Source organism: Rhodoferax sp. TH121, from assembly GCF_002251855.1.
In the GTDB taxonomy this organism is placed as follows: Bacteria; Pseudomonadota; Gammaproteobacteria; order Burkholderiales; family Burkholderiaceae_C; genus Allorhodoferax.
Genome location: NZ_NOXW01000020.1, coordinates 343,491 through 365,535, shown reverse-complemented (window position 1 = coordinate 365,535; position 22,045 = coordinate 343,491). Strand labels below are relative to the sequence as shown.

General features: G+C 60.8%; 20 protein-coding genes. 13 read left to right on the top strand and 7 right to left on the bottom strand.

Annotated features, from left to right (window positions below; translation table 11 throughout):
* Window positions 1-230: 230 nt before the first annotated feature.
* The gene (locus CHU94_RS07675; RefSeq protein WP_094478406.1) at window positions 231-1,211 is read right to left on the bottom strand and encodes an AraC family transcriptional regulator; all 981 of its coding nucleotides are present in this window, start codon (window positions 1,209-1,211) and stop codon (window positions 231-233) included.
* 122 nt (window positions 1,212-1,333) lie between these two features.
* Here CHU94_RS07675 and CHU94_RS07670 point away from each other — a divergent pair, with 122 nt between their 5' ends.
* Genes CHU94_RS07670 through CHU94_RS07650 form a run of 5 tightly spaced genes read left to right on the top strand, consistent with a single transcriptional unit; the run spans window position 1,334 to window position 3,731 of the window.
* Window positions 1,334-1,741, top strand: coding sequence for an MAPEG family protein (locus CHU94_RS07670; protein ID WP_094478404.1), 408 nt, complete (start codon window positions 1,334-1,336; stop codon window positions 1,739-1,741).
* Between the two features lie 12 nt (window positions 1,742-1,753).
* Complete coding sequence (gloB, locus tag CHU94_RS07665) at window positions 1,754-2,530, top strand: hydroxyacylglutathione hydrolase (RefSeq protein WP_094478402.1); 777 nt, start codon at window positions 1,754-1,756, stop codon at window positions 2,528-2,530.
* A gap of 11 nt (window positions 2,531-2,541) precedes the next feature.
* Window positions 2,542-2,745, top strand: a complete 204-nt coding sequence (locus CHU94_RS07660; RefSeq protein ID WP_094478400.1) for a 2-hydroxymuconate tautomerase family protein — start codon at window positions 2,542-2,544, stop codon at window positions 2,743-2,745.
* Between the two features lie 3 nt (window positions 2,746-2,748).
* Complete coding sequence (locus CHU94_RS19685; RefSeq protein ID WP_217901292.1) at window positions 2,749-3,243, top strand: nuclear transport factor 2 family protein; 495 nt, start codon at window positions 2,749-2,751, stop codon at window positions 3,241-3,243.
* Window positions 3,240-3,731 carry a DMT family transporter gene (locus CHU94_RS07650; RefSeq protein WP_094478396.1) on the top strand — a complete coding sequence of 164 codons (492 nt, stop codon included), beginning with the start codon at window positions 3,240-3,242 and terminating at the stop codon, window positions 3,729-3,731. Before CHU94_RS19685 ends, CHU94_RS07650 begins: the two co-directional genes overlap by 4 nt.
* Before the next feature lie 6 nt (window positions 3,732-3,737).
* Here the strand turns inward: CHU94_RS07650 and CHU94_RS19025 are convergent, their stop codons facing one another.
* Window positions 3,738-3,941: a hypothetical protein gene (locus CHU94_RS19025; RefSeq protein ID WP_141211411.1), complete on the bottom strand. Its 204-nt coding sequence runs from the start codon at window positions 3,939-3,941 to the stop codon at window positions 3,738-3,740.
* 409 nt (window positions 3,942-4,350) lie between these two features.
* On the opposite strand from CHU94_RS19025, the gene CHU94_RS07645 reads away from it, so the two are divergent.
* Window positions 4,351-5,631 (top strand): sugar ABC transporter substrate-binding protein, encoded by a 1,281-nt coding sequence (locus CHU94_RS07645; protein WP_255033902.1) that lies wholly within the window; start codon window positions 4,351-4,353, stop codon window positions 5,629-5,631.
* A complete protein-coding gene (locus CHU94_RS19655) occupies window positions 5,628-7,241 on the top strand; it encodes a methyl-accepting chemotaxis protein (RefSeq protein WP_141211410.1) in 1,614 nt (537 codons plus the stop codon). The genes CHU94_RS07645 and CHU94_RS19655 overlap by 4 nt, the downstream gene beginning before the upstream one ends.
* A gap of 22 nt (window positions 7,242-7,263) precedes the next feature.
* On the opposite strand, the gene CHU94_RS07635 is transcribed toward CHU94_RS19655, so the two are convergent.
* Window positions 7,264-8,178 (bottom strand): LysR family transcriptional regulator, encoded by a 915-nt coding sequence (locus CHU94_RS07635; RefSeq protein ID WP_176451951.1) that lies wholly within the window; start codon window positions 8,176-8,178, stop codon window positions 7,264-7,266.
* A 104-nt stretch (window positions 8,179-8,282) separates the two neighbouring features.
* On the opposite strand from CHU94_RS07635, the gene CHU94_RS07630 reads away from it, so the two are divergent.
* Window positions 8,283-9,302 carry a zinc-binding alcohol dehydrogenase family protein gene (locus tag CHU94_RS07630; RefSeq protein ID WP_094478390.1) on the top strand — a complete coding sequence of 340 codons (1,020 nt, stop codon included), beginning with the start codon at window positions 8,283-8,285 and terminating at the stop codon, window positions 9,300-9,302.
* A gap of 99 nt (window positions 9,303-9,401) precedes the next feature.
* Here CHU94_RS07630 and CHU94_RS07625 read toward each other — a convergent pair whose 3' ends face one another.
* Genes CHU94_RS07625 through CHU94_RS07615 form a run of 3 tightly spaced genes read right to left on the bottom strand, consistent with a single transcriptional unit; the run spans window position 9,402 to window position 15,301 of the window.
* The gene (locus CHU94_RS07625) at window positions 9,402-10,562 is read right to left on the bottom strand and encodes a two-component system response regulator (protein WP_094478388.1); all 1,161 of its coding nucleotides are present in this window, start codon (window positions 10,560-10,562) and stop codon (window positions 9,402-9,404) included.
* Between the two features lie 17 nt (window positions 10,563-10,579).
* A complete protein-coding gene (locus CHU94_RS19200) occupies window positions 10,580-14,740 on the bottom strand; it encodes a response regulator (RefSeq protein WP_176451950.1) in 4,161 nt (1,386 codons plus the stop codon).
* 30 nt (window positions 14,741-14,770) lie between these two features.
* Complete coding sequence (locus CHU94_RS07615) at window positions 14,771-15,301, bottom strand: molybdopterin-dependent oxidoreductase (protein WP_255033881.1); 531 nt, start codon at window positions 15,299-15,301, stop codon at window positions 14,771-14,773.
* A 173-nt stretch (window positions 15,302-15,474) separates the two neighbouring features.
* Between CHU94_RS07615 and CHU94_RS07610 the strand changes: the two genes are divergently transcribed.
* The 3 genes from CHU94_RS07610 (at window position 15,475) to CHU94_RS07600 (ending at window position 18,610) form a co-directional block, all read left to right on the top strand.
* Window positions 15,475-16,098: a LysE family transporter gene (locus CHU94_RS07610; RefSeq protein WP_094478386.1), complete on the top strand. Its 624-nt coding sequence runs from the start codon at window positions 15,475-15,477 to the stop codon at window positions 16,096-16,098.
* Between the two features lie 163 nt (window positions 16,099-16,261).
* Entirely contained in the window at window positions 16,262-16,873 is a 612-nt protein-coding gene (locus tag CHU94_RS07605; protein ID WP_176451949.1) for an OB-fold-containig protein, read from the top strand.
* Window positions 16,874-16,912: 39 nt separating this feature from the next.
* On the top strand, window positions 16,913-18,610 hold the full coding sequence (locus tag CHU94_RS07600; protein ID WP_094478382.1) for a flotillin family protein: 1,698 nt from the start codon (window positions 16,913-16,915) through the stop codon (window positions 18,608-18,610).
* Window positions 18,611-18,644: 34 nt separating this feature from the next.
* Here the strand turns inward: CHU94_RS07600 and pcaC are convergent, their stop codons facing one another.
* Window positions 18,645-19,052 carry a 4-carboxymuconolactone decarboxylase gene (gene pcaC, locus CHU94_RS07595; RefSeq protein ID WP_094479312.1) on the bottom strand — a complete coding sequence of 136 codons (408 nt, stop codon included), beginning with the start codon at window positions 19,050-19,052 and terminating at the stop codon, window positions 18,645-18,647.
* 265 nt (window positions 19,053-19,317) lie between these two features.
* Between pcaC and CHU94_RS07590 the strand changes: the two genes are divergently transcribed.
* Entirely contained in the window at window positions 19,318-19,896 is a 579-nt protein-coding gene (locus tag CHU94_RS07590) for a peroxidase-related enzyme (RefSeq protein ID WP_094478380.1), read from the top strand.
* Between the two features lie 112 nt (window positions 19,897-20,008).
* Window positions 20,009-22,027, top strand: a complete 2,019-nt coding sequence (gene dnaG / locus CHU94_RS07585; protein WP_094478378.1) for a DNA primase — start codon at window positions 20,009-20,011, stop codon at window positions 22,025-22,027.
* The last annotated feature ends 18 nt before the right edge of the window (window positions 22,028-22,045 follow it).

Sequence of the window (22,045 nt, the reverse complement as noted above, 5' to 3'; positions counted from 1 at the left end):
CCACACGCCCCTTCCAATGCGCTCAGTCGCTGTCTAGGCTGACCGGATTGGATCGACTACGGCTCAGGGCTAGCTGCGGGCGTCGGTGAAGGTCCGCTATTCGGAGTTTAGGTGGATCAACTAAACCGAATCGCCTTTTCAGGAACGCAGAAGGCGCTAATCTGGCCGCAAATCATGCAAACAGGCTGGCGACGGATTGAAAGGTCGCTATCAGCTACTTTTTTGAGTATTCACGAGGCTTGTGCGGCTTTTCTTCTTGTTTCGGTTCGCCATATGGCAGGCGCTTTACCTGTTTTTTCTTTAAAAGCTCTGCTAAAAGAGGGCAAGCTTTCAAAGCCAACCCGATAGGCAATTTGCGTCAAGTCCAGATTCGTGTCTTGCAGCAAACGGCAGGCCGCGTTGGCACGCAAATTCGACACGTAGCCCATTACGCTTTGTCCTGTAGTTTCTTTAAACCTTGCGGCAAAGCGTGACGGTGAAAGTGCGACGGTGGAGGCGAGGGAGTGGACCGACCAAGCTTGCGCTGGGGCTGCATGAATACGCCGAATTACCTCTGAAATACGAGGATCCGCGAGTCCTTTGAACCAACCTGGTGACGTCCTACCTTCGGTGCGCTGGTAGGCGCGAATAGCCTCGGCACAAAATACTTCAAGTAGACGCGCCGCAGTAAAACTGCGTTGTGCTCCGCGGTCCACTTCACGTGACAACAGCGCGGCGGTACCGGCCAGTACGGGGCTTGCTATGGCATCGTCGGTTGCTACCCGGAAGAGGGAAGGCAATGCATTCAACATCGGGTTGAGCGCTCCGGCGCGCATGTAAAAAACGCCGCACACTAGCTCGGTGGAACCCACTGTGCCACGCGTCACGGCAGGCATGTCTTCGCCGCGAAGAATGCCCTCCAATGCCACGCTTTTCGCCCCGCTGCCTTGGCGCATTTGATGCCCGGTGCCAGCAGGACAAATGACGACTTCCGAGGTGCGGATGGGTATCGCGTCTTGTCCATCGAGCTGAAGTTCAAAGCTTCCGCTGCGTACCAGGTGAAATACGAAAACCCGCACATCGGCACCGACACCAAGCACTTGACGCAGTTGATTCTCACCAGGCACTGCTATGACCCAGGGGGCACGATAGGCTTCGTGAAGCAGTACAGACCCAGTGATGCGTAAGTCAGCCAATGCCTCATCTAGAGGATCTGGGTAATTGGTAGTCATAGTCGTTTTAGTTAAGTAGTCGATAGTTTTAGCTATTCATGCAACTGATGATAGTGCCTACCATCCACACCATCACAAACCACAGTGAATACCAGAACTACCCACATTGAAAGAGCTTTGACATGACCGTGACTTCTACTGAGCTGACCTATACCGCCTTTTCCGCCGCATTGACTGGCATCTTGTGGGTGCCGCTGATCCTCAATCGTTTGCGCGAGATGGGGATATGGAAAGCGCTCAAGAACCCCGAGCCCGACCTCCGTCCCGAAGCCAACTGGGCATACCGTTTGGCCAACGCCCACCGCAACGCCATTGAAAACTTGGTTGTCTTTGCGCCCTTGGCGCTCACTGTGCACATGTTGAACCTTGGGACCGCGGCAACAGCGACTGCTGCAGTGCTTTTCTTTTGGAGCCGTGTTGCACATGCCGTGATTTACACCTTTGGCGTGCCTGTTCTACGAACCATTGCATTTGTGATTGGCTTTGGCGCACAAGTGACTCTGTTCCTGCGCATTTTTAGCGCCGCGTAAGGCCGTACAGCCATGGGCTTGTCTATCGTTCGCGTACCTGCGTACACCGACAACTACATATGGTTGTTGAACGACGTGGAAAGTGGGAAGACCGCAGTGGTTGATCCGGGGCAGACACAGCCGGTATTGGATGCACTGCATGAAAACGGATGGCAGTTGGACTGGGTGATCAACACGCACCATCATTGGGATCACACGGGCGCCAACCTCGAACTGCAAAACGCGACTGGCTGCAAAGTGGCGGGAGCAGCAGCTGACCTACACCGCATTCCCGGTATGGAGCTGGCTCTGAATGACGGTGACACATTTCATTTGGGTTCTAGCGAAGCGAAAGTGCTGTTCACGCCCGGTCACACTACCGGCCATATTTGTTTTTGGTTTGCCAAAGATGGCTGCTTGTTCAGTGGCGACACCTTGTTTTTGATGGGATGTGGCAAGTTGATGGAATGCGACGCGGCGACCATGTGGACGTCGCTGTCCAGATTGATGGCCTTGCCACCAGACACACAGATTTATTGCGCGCACGAATACACGCTTGCCAACGCGCACTTCGCATGCACGGTAGACCCTCATAACACCGCACTTCAGATGCGCCTTTCACAGGCGCAGGAACGCAGGTCGCGGGGTGAAGCGACAGTACCCGCCAGCCTGCAGGAGGAACTGGCCACTAACCCGTTTTTACGGGCTGCCGAGGCGGACATTGCTCGCCAATTAGATCTGGCTAGAGCATCTCCGGTCGAAATTTTTGCAGAACTGCGCCGCCGCAAAGACTATTTTCAAGCCACTTAAAGGAGAAGTTAATGCCCTACGTAAACATCAAAATAACCCGTGAAGTAGTCACCGCAGCGCAAAAGGCCGCGCTGATTGAAGGAGCTACCCAGCTTTTGGTAAATGTACTCAACAAGAACCCCGCCACGACTGTGGTGGTCATTGATGAAATCGACACCGACAACTGGGGCATATCCGGCGAGAGTGTGACGGTAAGACGTGCGCGGGGAAACTAGAAAATGATGACAGCAATGACTCCTACAGAGCAGGTCATAACAGGTGCCGAAAGTCTCGCCGGTGACGGTAGTGCGCACGATGCACTGATTGATTTCTATCGTGCGTTTAATGCCCGAGACATAGATTCTCTGGCCCGCAATTGGGCTGCCGCAGACATGCCCAGCATGGATAACCCCATTGGCGGTATTCGCCGGGGTTGGAGGTCCATTCATGATGGTTATCTAAAGCTGTTCGATGGCCCAGCGCGTGTGCGAGTCGAGTTCTTCGATTTCACCAGCCAAGGTGGTGAAAACTGCCATCTATTCGTTGGGAGGGAGCGGGGCGTGTGTGAGACTCCGACTAGACGCATTGAACTACGTATTCGTACGACACGGTGGTTTGTTCGTTTGGATGGGAATTGGCGTCAGTTGCACCATCACGGCTCCATAGAAGAACCTGCCCTGTTGGCTGCATACCAACGTGCAATCTTTGGCCAAGTGCTTGGGGATGCGTCATGACCTATGTCCGATATGCGATATGGGCCGCATGTGCGGGTGCGTTCATCCCTGTCATGGCCGTGTTGAACGCTCGCCTCGGCAAGGCCTTGGGTGAGCCGATGCATGCCGCTTTTTTGCTGTTTGCAGTGGGCTTATTGGCAACTGGGTTGGCAAGCTTGCTGCTAACCGGTCGACTTCCATCGCTGATGTTGATGAGGCAAGTGGAGCCGGTCAACTACGGCGGTGGACTGATTGTCGGTTTCTATGTGTTGAGTATCACCATGCTGGCCCCCAGGTTTGGAGTTGGCAACGCGATTTTGTTTGTGATGGCTGCACAGATTTTTACGTCCGCAGCCATTGATCAGTTTGGCTTGTTCGGCGCCGTGGTCCGCCCGGCAACTGCTGTTCGATTCACAGGTTTGGCACTTATTATTTGTGGGCTAGTGCTTTCACAAATCCCCGCAATGAAAGTACAGCCAGCGACACGCGTGACGGCTACCAGTACTTAGAAGTGGTTAGAAAATTGCTGCCAATTTAGCTGTAGTGGCCGTCAAGGCATGCATCAATCCTCTGTGCCTGTCATCATCTGTAGTTACCGCAATGACTATGCAATGTTGCACTTTTGATTCCAGCACAGCCACGTCGGAATCGCCATCTGTTGATGGTCTTGCGTCAATGTACTGGATTGCATAAACAAGTGCTTTTGCCAAGGCGTTCATAGACTGCCCATCGCAACTGCCTTGTAAGCTTCCGTTGAATGTCCGCTTGCGGGTGATGAATCCGGATTGCTAGAGGACCGCTTTGGGTCGAATCCAGAGATTCGCCAAACCCAGCTTCTGCTCAGTCAACAGATTCGCTTTGCCGACCTGGCAGCTGGCCAGTTCAACAAAAGCTCCACTTCCGAACACGCTACGCCCATACCGCAGCGCCAGGCCGCCGGTACTCTATTGCACGCAAACAGGGGCGCTAGGGAAAGTCCTAGCCCGCCTTTGCTGGGTGCGTACAAATCCGATGCCACAGCGTATAGGCACCTTGCGCTGCTGCAGCCTACCCTTCGAGCCACTGAGTCATTGGATCGAAGAGCATATGAACAAGAGACGTCATTGGAATCTGCGGCCGCTGGCTGCAATGGGCTTGGCCGCCTGGGCTTGTCTGGCCCAGGCGGCCACGGAGATCACCGTGGCCACGGTGAACAACCGCCAGATGATCGAGATGCAGAAGCTAAGCGCGCATTTCGAAAAGGCCAACCCCGATATCCGCGTGAAGTGGACCACCATGGAAGAGGCCGACCTGCGCCAGCGCGTGAGCGCCGACGTGACCAACAAGGGCGGCCAGTTTGATGTGGTGACCATTGGCATGTACGAAACACCGATCTGGGCCGCCAAAGGCTGGCTGCGCGAGATCACGCCCACCGACGCCTACAACGTGAAGGACCTGATCCCCACGGTGCGCGACGGCCTCTCGTACAACAAGCGCCTGTACGCCGCGCCCTTTTACGGCGAAGGCTCCATGACCATGTACCGCAGCGACCTGTTCGAGAAAGCGGGCCTCTCCATCAACAACCGCCCCACCTGGGAACAGATCCGCGACGCGGCGGCCAAGATCCACAGCCCCGCCGCCGGCATCTACGGCATCTGCCTGCGCGGGCGGGCCGGCTGGGGCGACAACATGGCCTTGCTCAGCACCATGGTCAACACCTTCGGCGGCCAATGGTTCGACATGGGCTGGCGCCCGCAGATCCAGAGCAAGCCCTGGAAGGACGCGATCAGCTTTTACATGCAACTGCTCACCAAATACGGCCCGCCCAACGCGATGGCCAACAGCTTCAATGAGAACTTGGACCTGTTTGCCCAAGGCAAGTGCGGCATCTGGGTGGACGCCACCAGTGCCGGCGGCGCCTTGATCGACCCCAAGTTCAGCAAAGTGGCGCACCTCACCGCATTCTCACTAGCCCCCACTGCAGTCACGAATAAGGGCGCGGGCTGGCTGTGGGCTTGGGCGTTGGCGATACCGGCCAGCAGCAAGAACGCAGACGCCGCCCAGCGCTTTGTGCAGTGGGCCACGTCCGAGCCCTACCTGCGCTTGGTGGCGGACACCAATGGCTGGGCGGCCATGCCATCGGGCACGCGCCTATCCACCTACCAACGCCCCGAGTTCACCAAGACCGCGCGCTTTGCCATGACGGAGGCCATCGCCATGGTGACCGCCAACCCGCGCGACGCCACCGAAGGTAAAGCACCCTATGTGGGCGTGCAGTTTGTCGCCATCCCCGAGTTCCAGGACATCGGCGAACTCACCGGCGCAGAAATCCGTGACGCCCTGGCTGGCAAGCAGACCGTAGACCAGGCCCTGCAGAAAGCGCAGACCCGGACCGAACAAGTCATGCGTGTGGCGGGGTACATCAAATGAAAAAAATGACATGGACCGTGGGCCGCCAACTGGGTGCGGCGTTTGGCGTGATCGTGGTGCTGGTGCTGCTGCTGGCCCTGACGGCCTGGAGTCGCATTGCTGCCATGAACCGCGACTTTGACGCACTGGTGGACCAGACCTTGCCCGCCCTCACCGCGCTCAGCGATGTGAACGACCGGCTGCAGGTGGTGCGCACGGCCGAGCTTAGCCACTTGGCTGCGCTGACCATGCCTGCCAAGGACCGCGAGGAAGCTGCCGTAAAAGCGACGGTAAAAGCGCTTGACGAAGCGCTGGTGCATTACACGGCCGCCGCTGCCAGCCTGTCGGACGAGAAAAGCAATGCCGCGCTGGCCGCCGCCATTGCGCAGTTCCACGCAGCGCGCAGCACCTTTTTGCAAATGTCCAACTCGGCGGCGGGCGCCGAGTCCGAGCGCGCGGTGGAAGCCAGCGACTATTTCACCGGCCCGAGCCAACAGGCTTACAAAGGTGCGTATAACGCGGTGCAAACGCAATGGAAGATGCACCTGGCCCAGGCGGATGCAGCCAAGGCGTCGGGTCGGGTTTCAGCCGTCAAGGCCAACACCATGCTGCTGGCGGTGACGGTGGTGTGCGCCGTGCTGTCGGTGCTGCTGGCGCTGTTCATTACCCGCGCGTTGTTGCGACAGCTGGGGGGGCAACCGGCCTATGTGGCGCAGCTGGCCCGCACCATTGCCGATGCCAACTTGGCATCCCCCGTGGCAGTGCGCCCGGGCGATACCGACAGTGTGGTGGCTGCCATGGCCCGCATGCAGGAGTCGCTCACCCGCATCGTGCACGCCGTACGCCAAGGGGCCGACAGCGTGGCCATTGCCAGCGCAGAGATCGCCCAGGGCAACCACGACCTGAGCAGCCGCACCGAACACCAAGCCAGCGCACTGGAGGAAACCGCCTCCAGCATGGAAGACCTCAACGCCAAGGTGCGGCAAAACGCCCTGAGCGCCGGCCACGCCAACCAGTTGGCGCTGAATGCATCTACCGTAGCCGTACAAGGCGGTGACGTGGTGAGTCAGGTGGTGCAGACCATGAAGGGCATCAACGACGCTTCGCGCAAGATTGGCGACATCATCAGCGTGATCGATGGCATAGCCTTCCAGACCAACATCCTCGCGCTGAACGCGGCAGTGGAAGCAGCCCGCGCCGGCGAACAAGGCCGCGGTTTTGCGGTGGTGGCCAGCGAGGTGCGAAGCCTGGCTGGGCGCAGTGCTGAAGCGGCCAAGGAGATCAAGCAGCTCATCGGCACCAGCGTGCAACGGGTGGAACAAGGCTCCGCACTGGTGGACCAGGCAGGCCACACCATGACCGAGGTGGTCGCCGCCATTCGCAAGGTGACCGACATCGTGGGCGAGATCAGCACGGCCAGCTCGGACCAGAGCGCTGGCGTCTCGCAGATTGGCGAAGCGGTGAACGAGATGGACCAGGTGACCCAGCAAAATGCGGCCCTGGTGGAGCAGATGGCAGCCGCCGCCAGTGGCCTCAAATCGCAGGCAGCAGAGTTGGTGCGCGTGGTTGCTGTGTTCCAGACCGATGCGCATTCGCTACCGAATCAGGAGCTGCTCGCGCACACTCCATAAGGGCTACAGGCCCATTTAATCTCTAAGAGAGAGCGGGCGCTTGCGGCCATGCTGCGCAGGCATCGGCCACAAATTCACGCAGCAAGCGCAGGCCGGGCGTGAGCTGACGACGGTCTGGAAGCACCATGTAAATGGGGGTGGGCTCCGTGTCCCACTCAGGGCACAACACGTGAAGGCGTCCATGCACCACGTCTTGCGCCACATCCACCCAAGCCTTGTAAGCAATGCCACGCCCGGCCAAGGCCCAGCGACGCACCACATCGCCGTCGTTGCAAACATGGCCGCCCCGCACACGCACGCTGATCTCCTGCCCGCCACGGCGGAATGTCCAACGGTCATTGACCTCTTCACCCAACATAAAGCAAAGACAGTCGTGCAATGCCAGGTCTTGCGGTGTAGCGGGTGCACCATGGCTTGCCAGGTAGCCCGGGGAGGCAACCAACACACGCCGGTTGTGTGGCGCCACTGGCAGGGCAACCAGGCTGGAGTCGCGAGGCTTGCCATGGCGAAAAGCGGCGTCAACCGGCTCGCTAAACATATTGGCCATGCGGTCGGACAGCGTGATGCGGTAGCGCAGCTGCGGGTGTCGGGCCTGGAATTCGTCCAGCCAGGGCAGCAGCACATTGCGGCCCATGTCCGAAGAGGCCGCCAGGCGCAACACGCCTTGCACCTCGTGGCGCCCGGTGGTCATAGCCTGCATGCCCTCGCCCAGGGTCGAGAGTGCCAGCCGTGCGTGCTCTAAAAACAGCGCCCCTTCCGGGGTGAGGCGCAGGCTTCGGGTAGATCGCACCAAGAGCGGCGCTTGTAGCTCAGTCTCTAAGCGCTTCAGCGCGGCACTAGCCGCCGCTGGTGTGATGTCCAATACCCGCGCCGTGGCCGAAAGGCTGCCTGTGTCCACCGTACGCACAAAGATATCCAAATCTTGCAGAGCTTTCATTTTCAAATTTTATTTGAAGGTAGATTCAATAGGCGACCTATTTTTCTTCCAAGCCATAGCAAAGAAGATGCAGGCTTCATATCCATTCCGCAAGAAAGTACCCCATGAAAGCCATTGGCTACGCCCAACCCCACGCCCTGTCGGCCCCTGTTGGCCTGCAAGACATCACCCTGCCTGAGCCCGTGGCGACAGGGCATGACCTGCTGGTCGAAGTACACGCCATTTCGGTGAACCCGGTGGACACCAAGGTCCGCGCCAGCGCGGATCGCTCCGTTGGTGATGGGTTCAAAGTCCTCGGGTATGACGCGGCAGGTATCGTGCGCGCCGTGGGTCCAGAGGTGACGCTCTTCAAGCCGAGCGACCGCGTCTACTACGCTGGCGCCATTCAGCGCCCCGGCACCAACAGCGAGTTGCACCTGGTGGATGAACGCATCGTTGGCCACATGCCCAAAAGCCTGGACTTTGCCCAAGCTGCAGCCCTGCCGTTGACGAGCATCACCGCTTGGGAATTGCTGTTCGACCGTTTGGGTGTGCAGCCCGGCAAAAAGCCCAACACGAAAACCTTGCTGGTGATTGGAGCCGCAGGCGGTGTGGGCTCTGTCTTGATCCAATTGGCACGTCGTTTGACCGGGCTCACGATCATTGCAACAGCCTCTCGGCCAGAAACGCAAGCCTGGGTAGAAAGTTTGGGCGCCCACCATGTGATTGACCACCGGCTTCCACTCACCATGGGGCTTGCATCGGTGGGAATGTCACAGGTCGACATGGTTATCAGCCTGACGCATACCGGTGAGCACTTGCCGCAAATCCTGGAGGTATTGGCGCCCCAAGGTCAGCTTGCACTGATTGACGATATGCCAAGCCTAGACATCATGCCGTTCAAGCGCAAATCAATTTCAGTGCACTGGGAGCTGATGTTTACCCGCGCCCTGTTCAACACTCCAGACATGGTGGCTCAACACCATCTGCTTAACGAGGTGGCCCAATTGGTCGATGCAAGTCTGGTGCGCACCACTCTGGCCCACCATGCTGGAGGCATTTGCGCGGCCAACCTCCGTCACGCACATGCCCTGATTGAGTCAGGCACTACGCGCGGCAAGGTGGTGCTGGAGGGTTGGAACTGAGTGGGCCCTATGACGCGTGGGTTGATTGGCGCATGCACTCGAAATCACCTACCACCTATTACGTAGGTCGTTTAGATAAGTGCAGATGCCGCCCGTTGACTACGCTGCCCCGCCACCGATCGCGGTCTGGATCACGCTGTTTTTTTGCTCCAGGTCGTTGTCAGAATCCGCATATTGCTGGGCGATGCCACGGAACACCTCCTGCACATGCAGAAAGCCGTCCACGATGTCGGGGTCAAAGTGGCTGCCCCTGCCCTGCACGATGATCACCACCGCCTCTTCGTGCGTCATGCCCTCTTTGTACACACGCCGGCTGATGAGCGCGTCGTACACATCCGCCAGTGCCATCATGCGGGCCGAAATCGGAATGGCGTCCCCCATCAAGCCTTCCGGGTAGCCCGTGCCATCCCATTTCTCCTGGTGCGAGAGCGCAATTTCCTTGGACATGCTGAGAAACTCCACCTGTGTCCCCAGCGCCTCCTCCGCATGGGCGATGGCATCGCGGCCCAGGGTGGTGTGGGTTTTCATGATCTCAAACTCTTCGGTGGTCAAGCGCCCGGGCTTGAGCAGGATGCGGTCCGGAATGCCGACCTTGCCAATGTCGTGCAACGGTGCAGAGCGAAACAACATCTGGATGTTGTAAGGCGTGAGAAATGCAGAAAACCGCGGGTGCAACTGCAGGTGCTCGGCCAAGGCCAGGATGTAGTGCTGGGTGCGGCGGATGTGGTTGCCCGTGTCGGAGTCGCGGGTTTCAGCCAACGAGGCCATGGCCAGAATGGTCACCTCCTGGATCGCCATCACCTCCTGGGTGCGCTTGGCCACCTCTTGCTCCAGAAAGTCGTTTTTGTCGCGCAAAAAGTCGGCACTGGCCTTGAGGGATAGTTGGGTGGCCACGCGGGCCATGACGATAGGCGGACTGATGGGTTTGGTGATGTAGTCCACCGCACCCAGCTCCAGGCCCATCTTTTCATCTTCGATGTCTGACTTGGCCGTCAGAAAGATGATGGGGATATCGCGTGTGGCGGGATTCGCCTTGAGACGGCGGCAGACCTCGTAGCCATCGATATCGGGCATCATGATGTCCAGCAAGATCAGGTCGGGCGGGCTGTCTGACATTGCAATCTTCAGGCCCTTGTCGCCGTGGTTGGCCACCTTGACTTTGTAGGTGTCCTTGAGCAAGGCGGCCATGAGGCTGAGATTTTCTGGCGTGTCGTCCACGACCAAGATGGTGGATTTTTCGGTGAAGTCGAGTGAGTTCATGGCCTGAGGCTCCCGGTTCATGTGTCTATGGCGGTCTGTGCGACGGCCGCATTCAGGGCCTGCAAGGCCGCTTCAAAGTCGAAACTCTCCACAGCCGCTTCCACGGCGCGAAAACCTGGTCCCCATGCCGCGCGCAATAGCGGGGCATGTGTACGCATTACGTCGGCGGCTTCCGGGTCGTCGTCCGCCAGCAAGGCGGCCAACTGGCTGCTGGCCTCGGCCAGTTGTGCTGGATCTACTGCCGCTGGGGCACCAGCCACGTGCTCGGGTGGCAGTGCAGCAGCCAGGGCAGCCAATAGCCCGTCCAGCAGCTGCCGGGGCTGAACCAAAAGGTCCAACACCTGGGTCGGCGGCTCTTGGTCGTGCAAGGCACGCTCCACCTGCGCCATGGCAGCCTGCAGCTCGGTGGCGCCAATATTGCCGGCCAGACCCTTGAGCGTGTGGGCCATGCGCTCGGCGCTCGCAGTGTCACCCACTTCCAGCGCGTCGGCGATAAGCTCCAGCCCGTCTTGGTTGCCGGCCACAAACTTGCGCAGCAGACTCATGTACAGAACCTCCTTGCCCATCACACGGCGCAAGCCCAACTGGGTATCCAGCCCCTCAATGTCACGCAGGACGGCATGGTCCACCGCGGCGAATGGCATGGGTGTGAGCGGCTGTAGCGCTCCTGCATCGTCACTCTGCGCTGTGTCTTGGCCCAGTCCCGCGCGCGGGCGGATCCAGCGTGCCAGGGCTTGCCACAACGCATCAGGGTCTATGGGTTTGGTCACAAAGTCATTCATGCCCGCGGCCAGGCAGCGGTCCTTGTCCACCTGCATGGCATTGGCCGTCATGGCCACGATGGGCAGTTCGGCATGCCGCGCATCCCGCCGAATCTCTTCGGTCGCACTAACCCCGTCCATTACCGGCATCTGCATGTCCATCAGCACGATGTCGTAAGGCGCCAGTGCCACCATGGCGGCCACCACCTTGTCCACAGCAATGCGGCCGTTGTCGGCCACCTCGACCACAAAGCCGGCATCCCCCAGCAGCTCCTGCGCTATTTGCTGGTTCAGATCGTTGTCCTCCACCACCAGCACCCGCGCGCCTCGTACAGGTGCCAGCAGGCCCATGGCCGAGGGCGACCTGACCACGGATGGCATGCGGTCCGGTGAACCGACATGGCCCAGCACGCGCAGCATGGTGTCAAACAAGACCGAGGCGTTGACCGGCTTGATCAGCACATCGTCGATCCCCGCCTCCTGCGCACTCTTGATCACCTCCTCACGCCCATAGGCAGTCACCATAATGGGGTGGGGTGCCGGACTCAGCCCCAAGGCCTGGATACGCTGTGCGGTCTCGATGCCGTCCATCCCGGGCATTTGCCAATCCAGCATGAGGATGTCAAAAGCCTGGCCGCGCGCGGCGGCCTGGCGCACCTTGTCGATGGCCTCTGCCCCGGAGCCGACTGACTCCACGACAAAACCGATCGTGCTGAGCAGGTGGGACAAGACCGCGGCGGCACGTTCGCTGTCGTCCACCACCAGCACGCGCCGGCTCTGGATATCGTGGCGCGAAAGGTGCAACTGCGCCTGCGCCTCGCCCAGCCCCAGGCGCGCCGTAAACCAGAAGGTGGAGCCCTTGCCCGGCTCACTCTCCACGCCCACCGCACCGCCCATCAGCTCGGCCAGGCTCTTGCTGATGGCCAAGCCCAGGCCGGTGCCGCCGTACTTGCGGGTGGTGGATGTGTCGGCCTGCTGGAAGCTCTGGAACAGGCGGTCCATCTGCTGCTGGGTGAGGCCAATGCCGGTGTCGCGCACTTCAAACCGCAGCAGCGCCTCGTGGTCCGAGCCTTCCTTCAGGCGCACCGCAATGCTGATCTCGCCTTTCTCAGTGAACTTGATAGCGTTGTTGGCGTAGTTGATGAGCACCTGCCCCAGGCGCAGCGGGTCGCCAATCAAGCTTTGTGGCACCTCTGGCGCCACATCACAAATCAGCTCCAGGCCCTTGGCAGTGGCCTTGTCCACAATCACCGTGGCCACGTTCTGCAACACCTTGTCCAGCTCGAAGGGGATGGATTCCATCGACAGCTTGCCCGCCTCCACTTTGGAGAAGTCCAGGATGTCATTGATGATGCCCAGCAGGTGCTGGCCGGACTGCTGGATCTTGCTGATGTAGTCGTGCTGGCGGGGCGTGAGCTCGGTTTTCAGGGCCAAGTGCGACATGCCAATGATGGCGTTCATGGGCGTGCGGATTTCATGGCTCATATTGGCCAGAAAGTCGCCTTTGGCCTGGCTGGCAGCGTCTGCGGCCTCCTTCGCACGCTGCAGTTCCGCCGCAGCTTCGCGGTCCGCGGTGATGTCTTCGAGCACCCACACCGTGCCCCATTCGGGGTGTTCCGTGTCCAAAGCCCGGCCATGCACACTGGCCCAGAAGAGGCTGCCATCCAGGCGCTGGTACTGTTGCTGCGCCTCGTAGAGCTCCCCCTTGGAAAACTTGGCGTAGGCCTCTTCGCCGGCACGCGCGTAGGCCTCGGGACTGGCAAACAGCACTTCGATGGACCGCCCCAACAAGGCATCACCACCAAAGCCGAACATGATTTCAATGGCACTGTTGAAGCGTTTGATCTTGCCGTCCACGGTGAGCAACACGCCCAGGCTCACCGCCTCGAAAATCACACGCTGCTCCTGCGCGGCCTCGGCAATGGCACGCTCCGCCGCTTTTTGTTCGGCCACATCCACAAAGGTGCCCACCAGCCCGACAGGTGCCCCGTCAGCCCCCGCAAAACCAGACACGAAATACAGCGTTTCGTGCAGGCGCCCGTCCGCAAACGGCATCACCATTTCGCGCTGGACCTGCCCGATGGTGGCGATGATGGCTTCGTCCTCAGCCTGATACGCCTGCCGGTCTTCGGGTGGCAGGTACTCCAGGTCCAGCACCCGTTTGCCCAGCAAACTATTCCGCTCCACACCAAACACACGCTCGTAGGCCCGGTTGACGCCCAGGAAGCGCGCGTCCGCCCCCTTGTAGAAAACGGGATAGGGAATGGTGTCCACCAGCGCACTCTGGAAACTGGCTTGGGCGGCCAGGTGGGCTTCCATGGACTTGCGCTCCTCGTCGCGTCGCTTGAGCTCGTCAATGCTGCGTACAAAGCCGGTCCACAGGGTGCTGCCGTCCGCTTCCCGCTTGGGCGTGGCGGCTAGATTGACCCAGTGCGGAGTACTATCCGGCGCGCCGACCCGCATGTCCAGGTTGCAGGATTCCAGCGTCTCTGCGGCAGCCGCTCCAAAGGCTTGCAGCTGGCGGCTGTCATCCACATGCACCCGGCTGAAAAATGCCGCGGTGTCGGCCACGATGGCCTGCGGTGTCACGCCCCACAAGGCTTCAATCTGGTGGCTGAAGTAGGTGAAATTCAAGCGCCCATCACTACTACGGTGGGCCCGAAAAATCGCCAGCGGCAGAGCCTCGGTGATCTCCCGCAACTGCTCCTCGGCCGCAAGCAGGGCCGCATCTTTTTCCAGGCGCGCTGCAGCACTGGCGAGCTCCATTTGGCTGCGCATGGACTCGGCCTGCGCCGCAATACGCTGGCGGTTCTGGCGCCAGGTGGCCAAGGCGAACAGAAGGGTGAGCCCGCACAGGAACCCCGTTAACGCCGCATTGGTGGTGAGGTGCGCCTGGACTTCCGCGGTGCGCGCATCCACCGTCAGGGCCGAAGACTGCCCCGCAGCCACCGTCAGGTCCCGGATGGGGTCTTTCAGGGCGTCCAGCCGTTCTTTCAACTCTTGCAGGCCAGCGGGATCGGGCAAGCGCCGGGCATCGGCATTGCCCAAGGTCCTGTCGGCCAGCGCCATGAAGGCCTTGAGCGAGTCCTGCGCGTCCTGGAGCAACTGCTGGTCGTGGATCAGCCCCTGCATATCGGTGCGTTCCAGCGCACTGGTGCGGCTGACAAAAATTTCATAGCGCAGCTGCAGCTGCTCCATGGTGATGCTCTCGGGCGACAGGACGCGCTGGGTCAGCGCATTGCCAAAACGCAGGTACTCGCTCTCCAGCTGGAAAAAGGTCCACAGCGCCTCACGGTCGCTCTTGAGCGTCACGCGCTTGAGGCTCTCGTCCTGGCGGTATTGCACCACCCCAATGGCCAGGTACAGGCCCGCCAGGCCCGCCACGATCAGCGCCATCAGCCACTTGCTGCGCTTCATTCGCCGCCCTCGCGTCTGTGTGCGGCTGCCTTACTGCACGATGAGCCGTGCCAGCTGCCAGGCCGAGCGGTTGTAGTAGATCTGCGACTGGAGTTCAGGCTTGGAATCCAGCGGGTAGACCACGAACAGCGGGCCTTTTTCGCGCACCGGCATGGGCTTGCCATTCATCAGCCGGGCCAGAATCACATCGTGCTGGGTGGCGTCGTCAAACGGAATATCGGTTTTGTAGTCATTGAGGGCCACTGCGACGATCTTGCTGCCCTTGGCGCCGGCGGCAGCCAACACATCACGCAGCAGCGGCCCGGTGAATTCGGCACCCGCTGGGTACCAGGGGGATTTGGTGACCACGGTACGCTGGGGCAGCTTGGCCAGCATGGCCATGCTGAAGACCGCCGTCTTGCCCGCATTGGTGATGCTGACCTGCCCGGACACGGTGAGTACCACCGGGTCGGTGGGTACATCCAGCGCCCAAGCGGCAGGCGCCAGGGCCAGACAGACGCCCAGCGCTGCGGCGATGGTGGAAGAAACTGCGGCCTTATACATGCTCTTGACAGATTTCATGGTGTTCCCTTGTATGCCGCTTCGCCGGTGCTACACGGGACAAACGTGCAAAAGCAAAGGGCATGCCCGTGTATATCACACGTGCCGCCGTTCGGGCACCTGATCTGCGCAACCCCGGTGTAGAGTGCTGCCACCGCGCCACGCTGGCGCAGCATTCTTTTTGCAGGAAGTCCATGCTCACCACCCTCGCCACCATCTGGGTCCTTCACGTTGCAGCCATGATGAGCCCCGGCGCCAATGTGCTCCTGGTGTCGCAACTGGCAGCCAGCGACCACAAAGCCAACGCCATGCGGGCAGCGCTGGGCATTACGGTGGGCGCGGCGATCTGGTCCGCATCGGCGGTGCTGGGAGTGAACGCGGTGTTCAGCGCCTTTCCCAGTCTGCGCCTGGGGCTGCAGGTGGTGGGTGGCGTGTATTTGCTGTGGGTGGCCAGCCGCCTGTGGCGCGCCAACGGCCCCGAGCTGAGCGGTGCGGGCGCCAGCATGTCGGGCTGGGCGGCGTTTCGTCGGGGCTTTCTCACCAACATCACCAACCCCAAGTCGGCGCTGTTTTTTGGCAGCGTGTTTGCCGCGTCCTTTCCCCACGCGCCCAGCCACACGCTGCAAGCCGCCGCGGTGGTGATGATTGTGGGCAACGCGCTGCTGTGGCACACGCTGCTGGCCTACCTGTTCTCGCGCCCGCGGGTACGCCAGGCCTACAGCCGCAGCAAAACCGGCGCCAACCGCGTGGCCGGATCACTGCTGGGCGCCATGGGGGTGAGCCTGCTGGCTGCCACCGTGCGCGAAGCACGCGGATAAACAACACCTACCGCTCCTAAAAAAGGAGCTGCTTGCGCAGTATCCATAAGGTCCAAAGCCTTATTTGATGCAAATTCACCCGTTTGGGGGATGGCGTTTTTTTCAAAGCACGACAGAATCAACGCGCCTTCCCCCTACCGCCGTTCCACCTCCTAGACCCACCATGGACAGTCTCACCCTGCTCATCTCCCCCGCCTACGCTCCTTTCACCGGGGCCCTGTTGGCCGTCATCGTGATCCTGACCGTGGAGGTCAGCCTCACGGCCCTGGCGGGCTCGGGCTTGTCGGATCTGCTGGATTCACTGGTCGACATCCAGTCGCTCCCAGACTCCAGCTTCACCAACTGGCTGCTGGTGAAGGAGCTGCCCTTGCTCATCGTGATCTGCAGCCTGCTGGCCAGTTTTGGCATCTGTGGCCTGCTGCTGCAAGGGGTGATGACGCACGCCCTCAGCCTGCCCCTGCCCACTGGGCTGGTGGTGGGGTTGTCGCTGCTCGGGGCTTTGGCGGCGGTGCGCACCATGGGCAAAGCCCTGTCCGGGCTCAAGCTGGTGCATAGCGCTGCGGTATCGCCAGCCAGCTTCATCGGCCAGCGGGTGACCCTGAACAGCCCGCAAGCCAGCCAGGGCTACGCCGGTGCCGCCAGTTTTATCGACCGATTTGGTGCCACCCACACACTCATGGTGGAGCCCACCCTGCCCGATGTGACCTACACCGCAGGCGAGGTACTCACGGTGGCAGAGCGTGTCTCCATCGCGCTGTACCGGGTCAGCAAGTAAACACCCCAACCATTCCATTGCAAGAAAGAGAACTGAGACATGAATGACATCCTGGGCGCACTGAGCCCCCTCATCAGCATCGTTGGCACCATTCTGGGTGCCGTGCTGATCATCGCCACGCTGGGCTTTGTGGGCCTGAAGTTCTACACCCTGTCCAGCAAAGAGAAAGCTTTTGTGCGCACGGGCGCGGGCAGCCAGAAGGTGGTGCTCAATGGCGGTGCATTTGTCATCCCCGGCATCCACGAGATTGTGGAAGTCAATATGCGCACTCTGCGCCTGGAGGTGGACAAACAAGGCCGCGAATCCCTGATCACCGCAGACCGCCTGCGCGTGGACGTGAAGGTGGAGTTTTATGTGCGGGTGAAGGCCGATGAAGAGTCGGTCGCCAACGCCGCCCAAACCCTGGGCCGACTGACCATGGAGCCGCCCGAGCTCAAGGCCCAGGTGGAAGCCAAGTTTGTGGACGCACTGCGCGCGGTGGCGGTGAAGATGCCCATGTACGACCTGAACGCCCAGCGCGCCCAGTTTGTCCAACAGGTGCAGCAGGTAGTGGCCGAGGACATTGCCAAAAACGGCCTGGAGCTGGAGAGTGTGTCCCTCACCGCCCTGAACCAAACACAGAAGCAGTTCTTCGATCCGTCCAACGCCTTTGATGCTGAAGGCCTGCTGGTGTTAACCCGCGAGACCGAAGCGCGCCGCAAAAATGTGAATGACATTGAGCAGGACACCGCCGTCGCCATCGAGACCAAGAACCTGGAAGCCACACGCCTGCAACAGTCCCTGCGCAAGCAAACCGAAGAGGTGCGCCTGAACACTGAGCAGGACATTGCCACGCTGACCGCCAACCAGCAGTCGGCGATTGCCGCCACCGAAGCCGCTGCGCGCAAAGACGCTGAGTCCGCCAAGATTGCCGCCGACCGCGAAATCCAGACCAACCGCATCGAGGCCAACCGCGTCACCGAAGAAGCCAATGTGCAGGCCAAGGCCGCCGTGACCATGCGCGGCCAGGAGCAAAACATTCTGGTGGCCAACAAGTCCAAGGACGAAGCCGCCGCCAAGGCTCTGGCCGACGAGGCCCGCGCCAAGGCCGTGGCCGCCGAAGAAGCCGTGGAAACCGCACGCCAGGTGGAAGTAGCCAACCGCAACAAACAAGTGACCGTGGTGCGCGCCGAGGAGAAAGCCAAGGAATCTGCCATCAGCCTGGTGGTGGCCGCCGAAGCCGAAAAAGAAGCCGCCACCCACAAAGCCGAAGCCGCCCGCATGGACGCGCAGGGCGAACGCGATGCCTCGGTGCTGCGTGCCGAGGGCACGATTGCCGAGGGCAATGCGACCGCCGAAGCCCTGGTGAAAAAGAACCAGGCGCAGAACGAACTGTCGGCCGAGCAGATTGCCCTGCAGGTGCGCCTGGCGGTGCTGGCGGCGCTACCAGCCATCGTGGAACAAAGCGTGAAGCCACTGCTCAACATCGACTCCATCCGTATTGCAGAAGTGGGCGGTCTGTCGGGTGCCAGCAGCGGAAATTCAGCCAACGATGCACAGGGCGGAACATCCGGTGGTGGCCTGAGCGACCAGGTGGTAGCCAGTGCCTTGCGCTACCGCACCAATGCGCCGGTCGTGGATGCGCTCTTGGGAGAAGTGGGCCTGAAGAATGGCGGCGACATGTCGCAGCTGCTGGCCGGTGCCCTCACCTCGTCATTCGTGGCCCAGGAAGCAGCGGCAGAACCCAGCGCCAGCTAAATCTTTGGGGCGCCAGGCCCTAGCCGGGCAGGCCTCAGACCTGCCCGCCCACCACCTCATTGGCCGTGCGAAACGCTTCCACCGATGTGGGCACGCCACAGTAGACCGCTGCGTGCAGCAACACCTCTTGAATCTCGGCTGCCGTAGCGCCGTTGTTCAGCGCGCCGCGCACATGGCCCTTCAGTTCATTTTGCTTGCCCAGCGCGGTCAGCATGGCCACGGTGATCAGGCTGCGGGTTTTCAGGTCCAAACCCGGGCGCTGCCACACATCGCCCCACGCCGCGCGGGTGATGTGCTCCTGAATGGGCGCGGTGAAGTCCGTGGCATTGGCAAAGGCAGCGTCCACAAAGGCCTCACCCATCACCTGCGTGCGCATGGCCAAGCCTTTGTCAAAGGCCTCAGGTTGGGTGGAGAAGGGCAAACGGTCGGGGTCCAGGGGCATGGGAGGCTCCATCAGGGCAGAGGTGGCAATGCCCGTGATGGTAGCCGCGGCATCAGCCGCCGTGCCACTGCGCCAGGTTGGCCAAGGTGACCAGCAGGCCGCTGCTCCAAATGGAGAGACCGAGAGTTTTCTGAATCGATGCCATGTGAATGCTCCTGTTGCGCGAGAAGGTTCGCAGTAGGATGAATGGTAGGAATCTGCGCCCCGCATGTACATTCAATTGAACGAATGACGGCGATAGCTTTTACAAAAACAGGAGACACCCATGGCCACCCCGCGCTACCCCCTGCCCGACCTGAACACCCTGCCCGAGGACATCCGCGCCAAGATACTGGAAGTGCAGGAAAAGTCGGGCTTTGTGCCCAATGTGTTCCTGGCCTTTGCGCGCCGCCCGGCCGAGTGGCGCGCCTTTTTTGCTTACCACGATGCACTCATGCTGCGCGAAGGCAGCAGCCTCACCAAAGGCGAGCGCGAGATGATCATCACGACCACCAGCGCCGCCAACCAATGCCTCTACTGCGTGGTGGCGCACGGCGCCATCCTGCGGATTTATGAGAAGAAACCGCTGGTGGCCGACCAGGTGGCGGTGAACTACCGCAAGGCCGACATCACGCCGCGCCAGCGCGCCATGCTGGACTTTGCGATGAAGGTTTGCCTGGAAAGCCACACCGTGGAAGACGCCGACTTTGAAGCCCTGCACGCCCACGGTTTTGACGACGAAGACATCTGGGACATCGCAGGCATCACCGCCTTCTTTGGCCTGAGTAACCGCATGGCCAATGTCACCAGCATGATGCCCAACCCCGAGTTCTACCTGCTGGGCCGCATTCCCAAGTCGAAATAAGCCTCTAGCCCCCGTCAATATTGCGCAAGCAGCTCCTGAATCGATAGCAAATTCGCCGTCCCAGCGGGCCTTTGAGCGCGGCGGGAACTGCCGGCCTCCCTACAATCCCCCCATGGCCATCCCCCAAACCTTCATCCAGGAGCTGCTCGCGCGTACCGACGTGGTGGAGATCGTGGGCCGTTACGTGCAGCTCAAGAAGGGCGGCGCCAATTTCATGGGCCTGTGCCCCTTCCATGGCGAAAAATCACCTTCGTTCTCGGTCAGCCCGACCAAACAGTTCTACCACTGCTTTGGCTGCGGCAAAAACGGCAACGCCATCAGCTTTTTGATGGACCACGCAGGCATGACCTTCATTGAAGCGGTGAAGGACCTGGCGGGCCAATATGGCATGGTGATTCCCGAAGAGGAAGGCAGCCCGCAGGACCGCGCCCGCGCACAAGCCCAACGTGAAAAACAAAACACCCTGACCAGCGTGCTGGAAAAAGCCGGTGAGGCCTACAGGCGCGGCCTCAAGGAGTCGCCGCGCGCCATCGACTACCTCAAAGGCCGGGGCCTGTCGGGCGAAATCGCCAAACAGTTCGGCCTAGGTTACGCGCCGGAAGGCTGGCGCAGCCTGGCCAGCATCTTCCCGCAGTATGACGACCCGATACTGATCGAGAGCGGCCTGGTCATCCTGCACGAGGCGGAGAACGGTGGCGAGGAAAAGCGCTACGACCGCTTCCGCGACCGCGTGATGTTCCCCATCCGCAATATCAAGGGCGAGTGCATTGGCTTTGGTGGTCGTGTGCTGGGCGACGAGAAGCCCAAATACCTGAACTCGCCCGAAACCCCGGTGTTCAGCAAGGGGCGCGAGCTCTACGGCCTGTTTGAGGCCCGCAGCTCGCTGCGCGAGTTTGGCTATGTGCTGGTCACCGAGGGCTATATGGACGTGGTGGCGCTGGCGCAACTGGGCTTTCCCAACGCCGTGGCCACACTGGGCACGGCCTGCACCAACGAACATGTGCAAAAGCTGTTCCGCTTCACCGATGCGGTGGTTTTCAGCTTCGATGGCGACGCCGCTGGCCGCCGCGCCGCGCGCAAGGCGCTGGACGGTGCCCTGCCCTTTGCCAGCGATGTGCGCAGCATCAAGTTCTTGTTCCTGCCCGCCGAGCACGACCCTGACAGCTTCATCCGTGCCCACGGGAAGGAAGCGTTTGCCGACTATGTCTCCAAGGCCACGCCGCTCAGCCGCTTTCTCATCGAAGCAGCCCAGGAAGGCTGCGATCTGACGACAGCCGAAGGACGCGCCCATATGTCCAGCAACGCCAAACCGCTGTGGACACAGCTGCCCGAAGGCGCGTTGAAGCTACAACTGTTGGCCGAAATTGCGAGCTTGGTGCAGCTCAGCAGCGCGGAACTGGGCGCGCTGTGGGCCAGTTCGGGCGGCAAACCGGCTACTGAGCCGCAGCGCCGCAAAGCCGCACCCAACCCGCAGCCTTCCTACGACAGCCCACCCGACGACGGCCACTATGCCTTTGAAGAACCGTCGGAACCCTGGATTCCCCAGGAAGAGTGGAAGAAGAAAAGCGACTGGAAAAAAGACGGCTGGACACCACGCAGTGGCAAATGGGAAGGTAAGTGGGAAGGCAAAGGCGGTAGCCGCTTTGGCGCCCGCGAACCCCGCCCCAGTGGCCCGCGTGCCAAGATCGACAGCCGGGCCGACCACGCAGCCCGCATTTTGCTGAGCCACAGCGAGCTGTGGGAAGTGCTGACCAGCGAAGACCATGGTTTGTTGTGTGAGCTGCCCTCACCCCATGGCGATTTGTTTGTTTGGCTGGAGGGCCAACTGCACGAGCATGGCCCGGTATCACGCGGCACCCTGCGCGATGCCATCGTCGGCCACTCTGCCGAAGACCTGGCGCTGCGGCTCATGGCCGGCCCCACAGTGACGACCGAGCCACTGGCTGAGTCCGGGCCCGAATTGCGTGACCTGCTCAACCGGATGTTGATCGACCGCATCAAGGAGCTGGAGACCGAGACGATTGCCGCTGCCAACCACGACCCCAGCGCACTGCAGCGCTACCGCGAACTGCAAACGCGCCGCAAGCAACTTGAGCTTGCCGTGCAGCCCAACGCAGCCACCGCAAGCTGACGCAAGCCCGTTACCGCT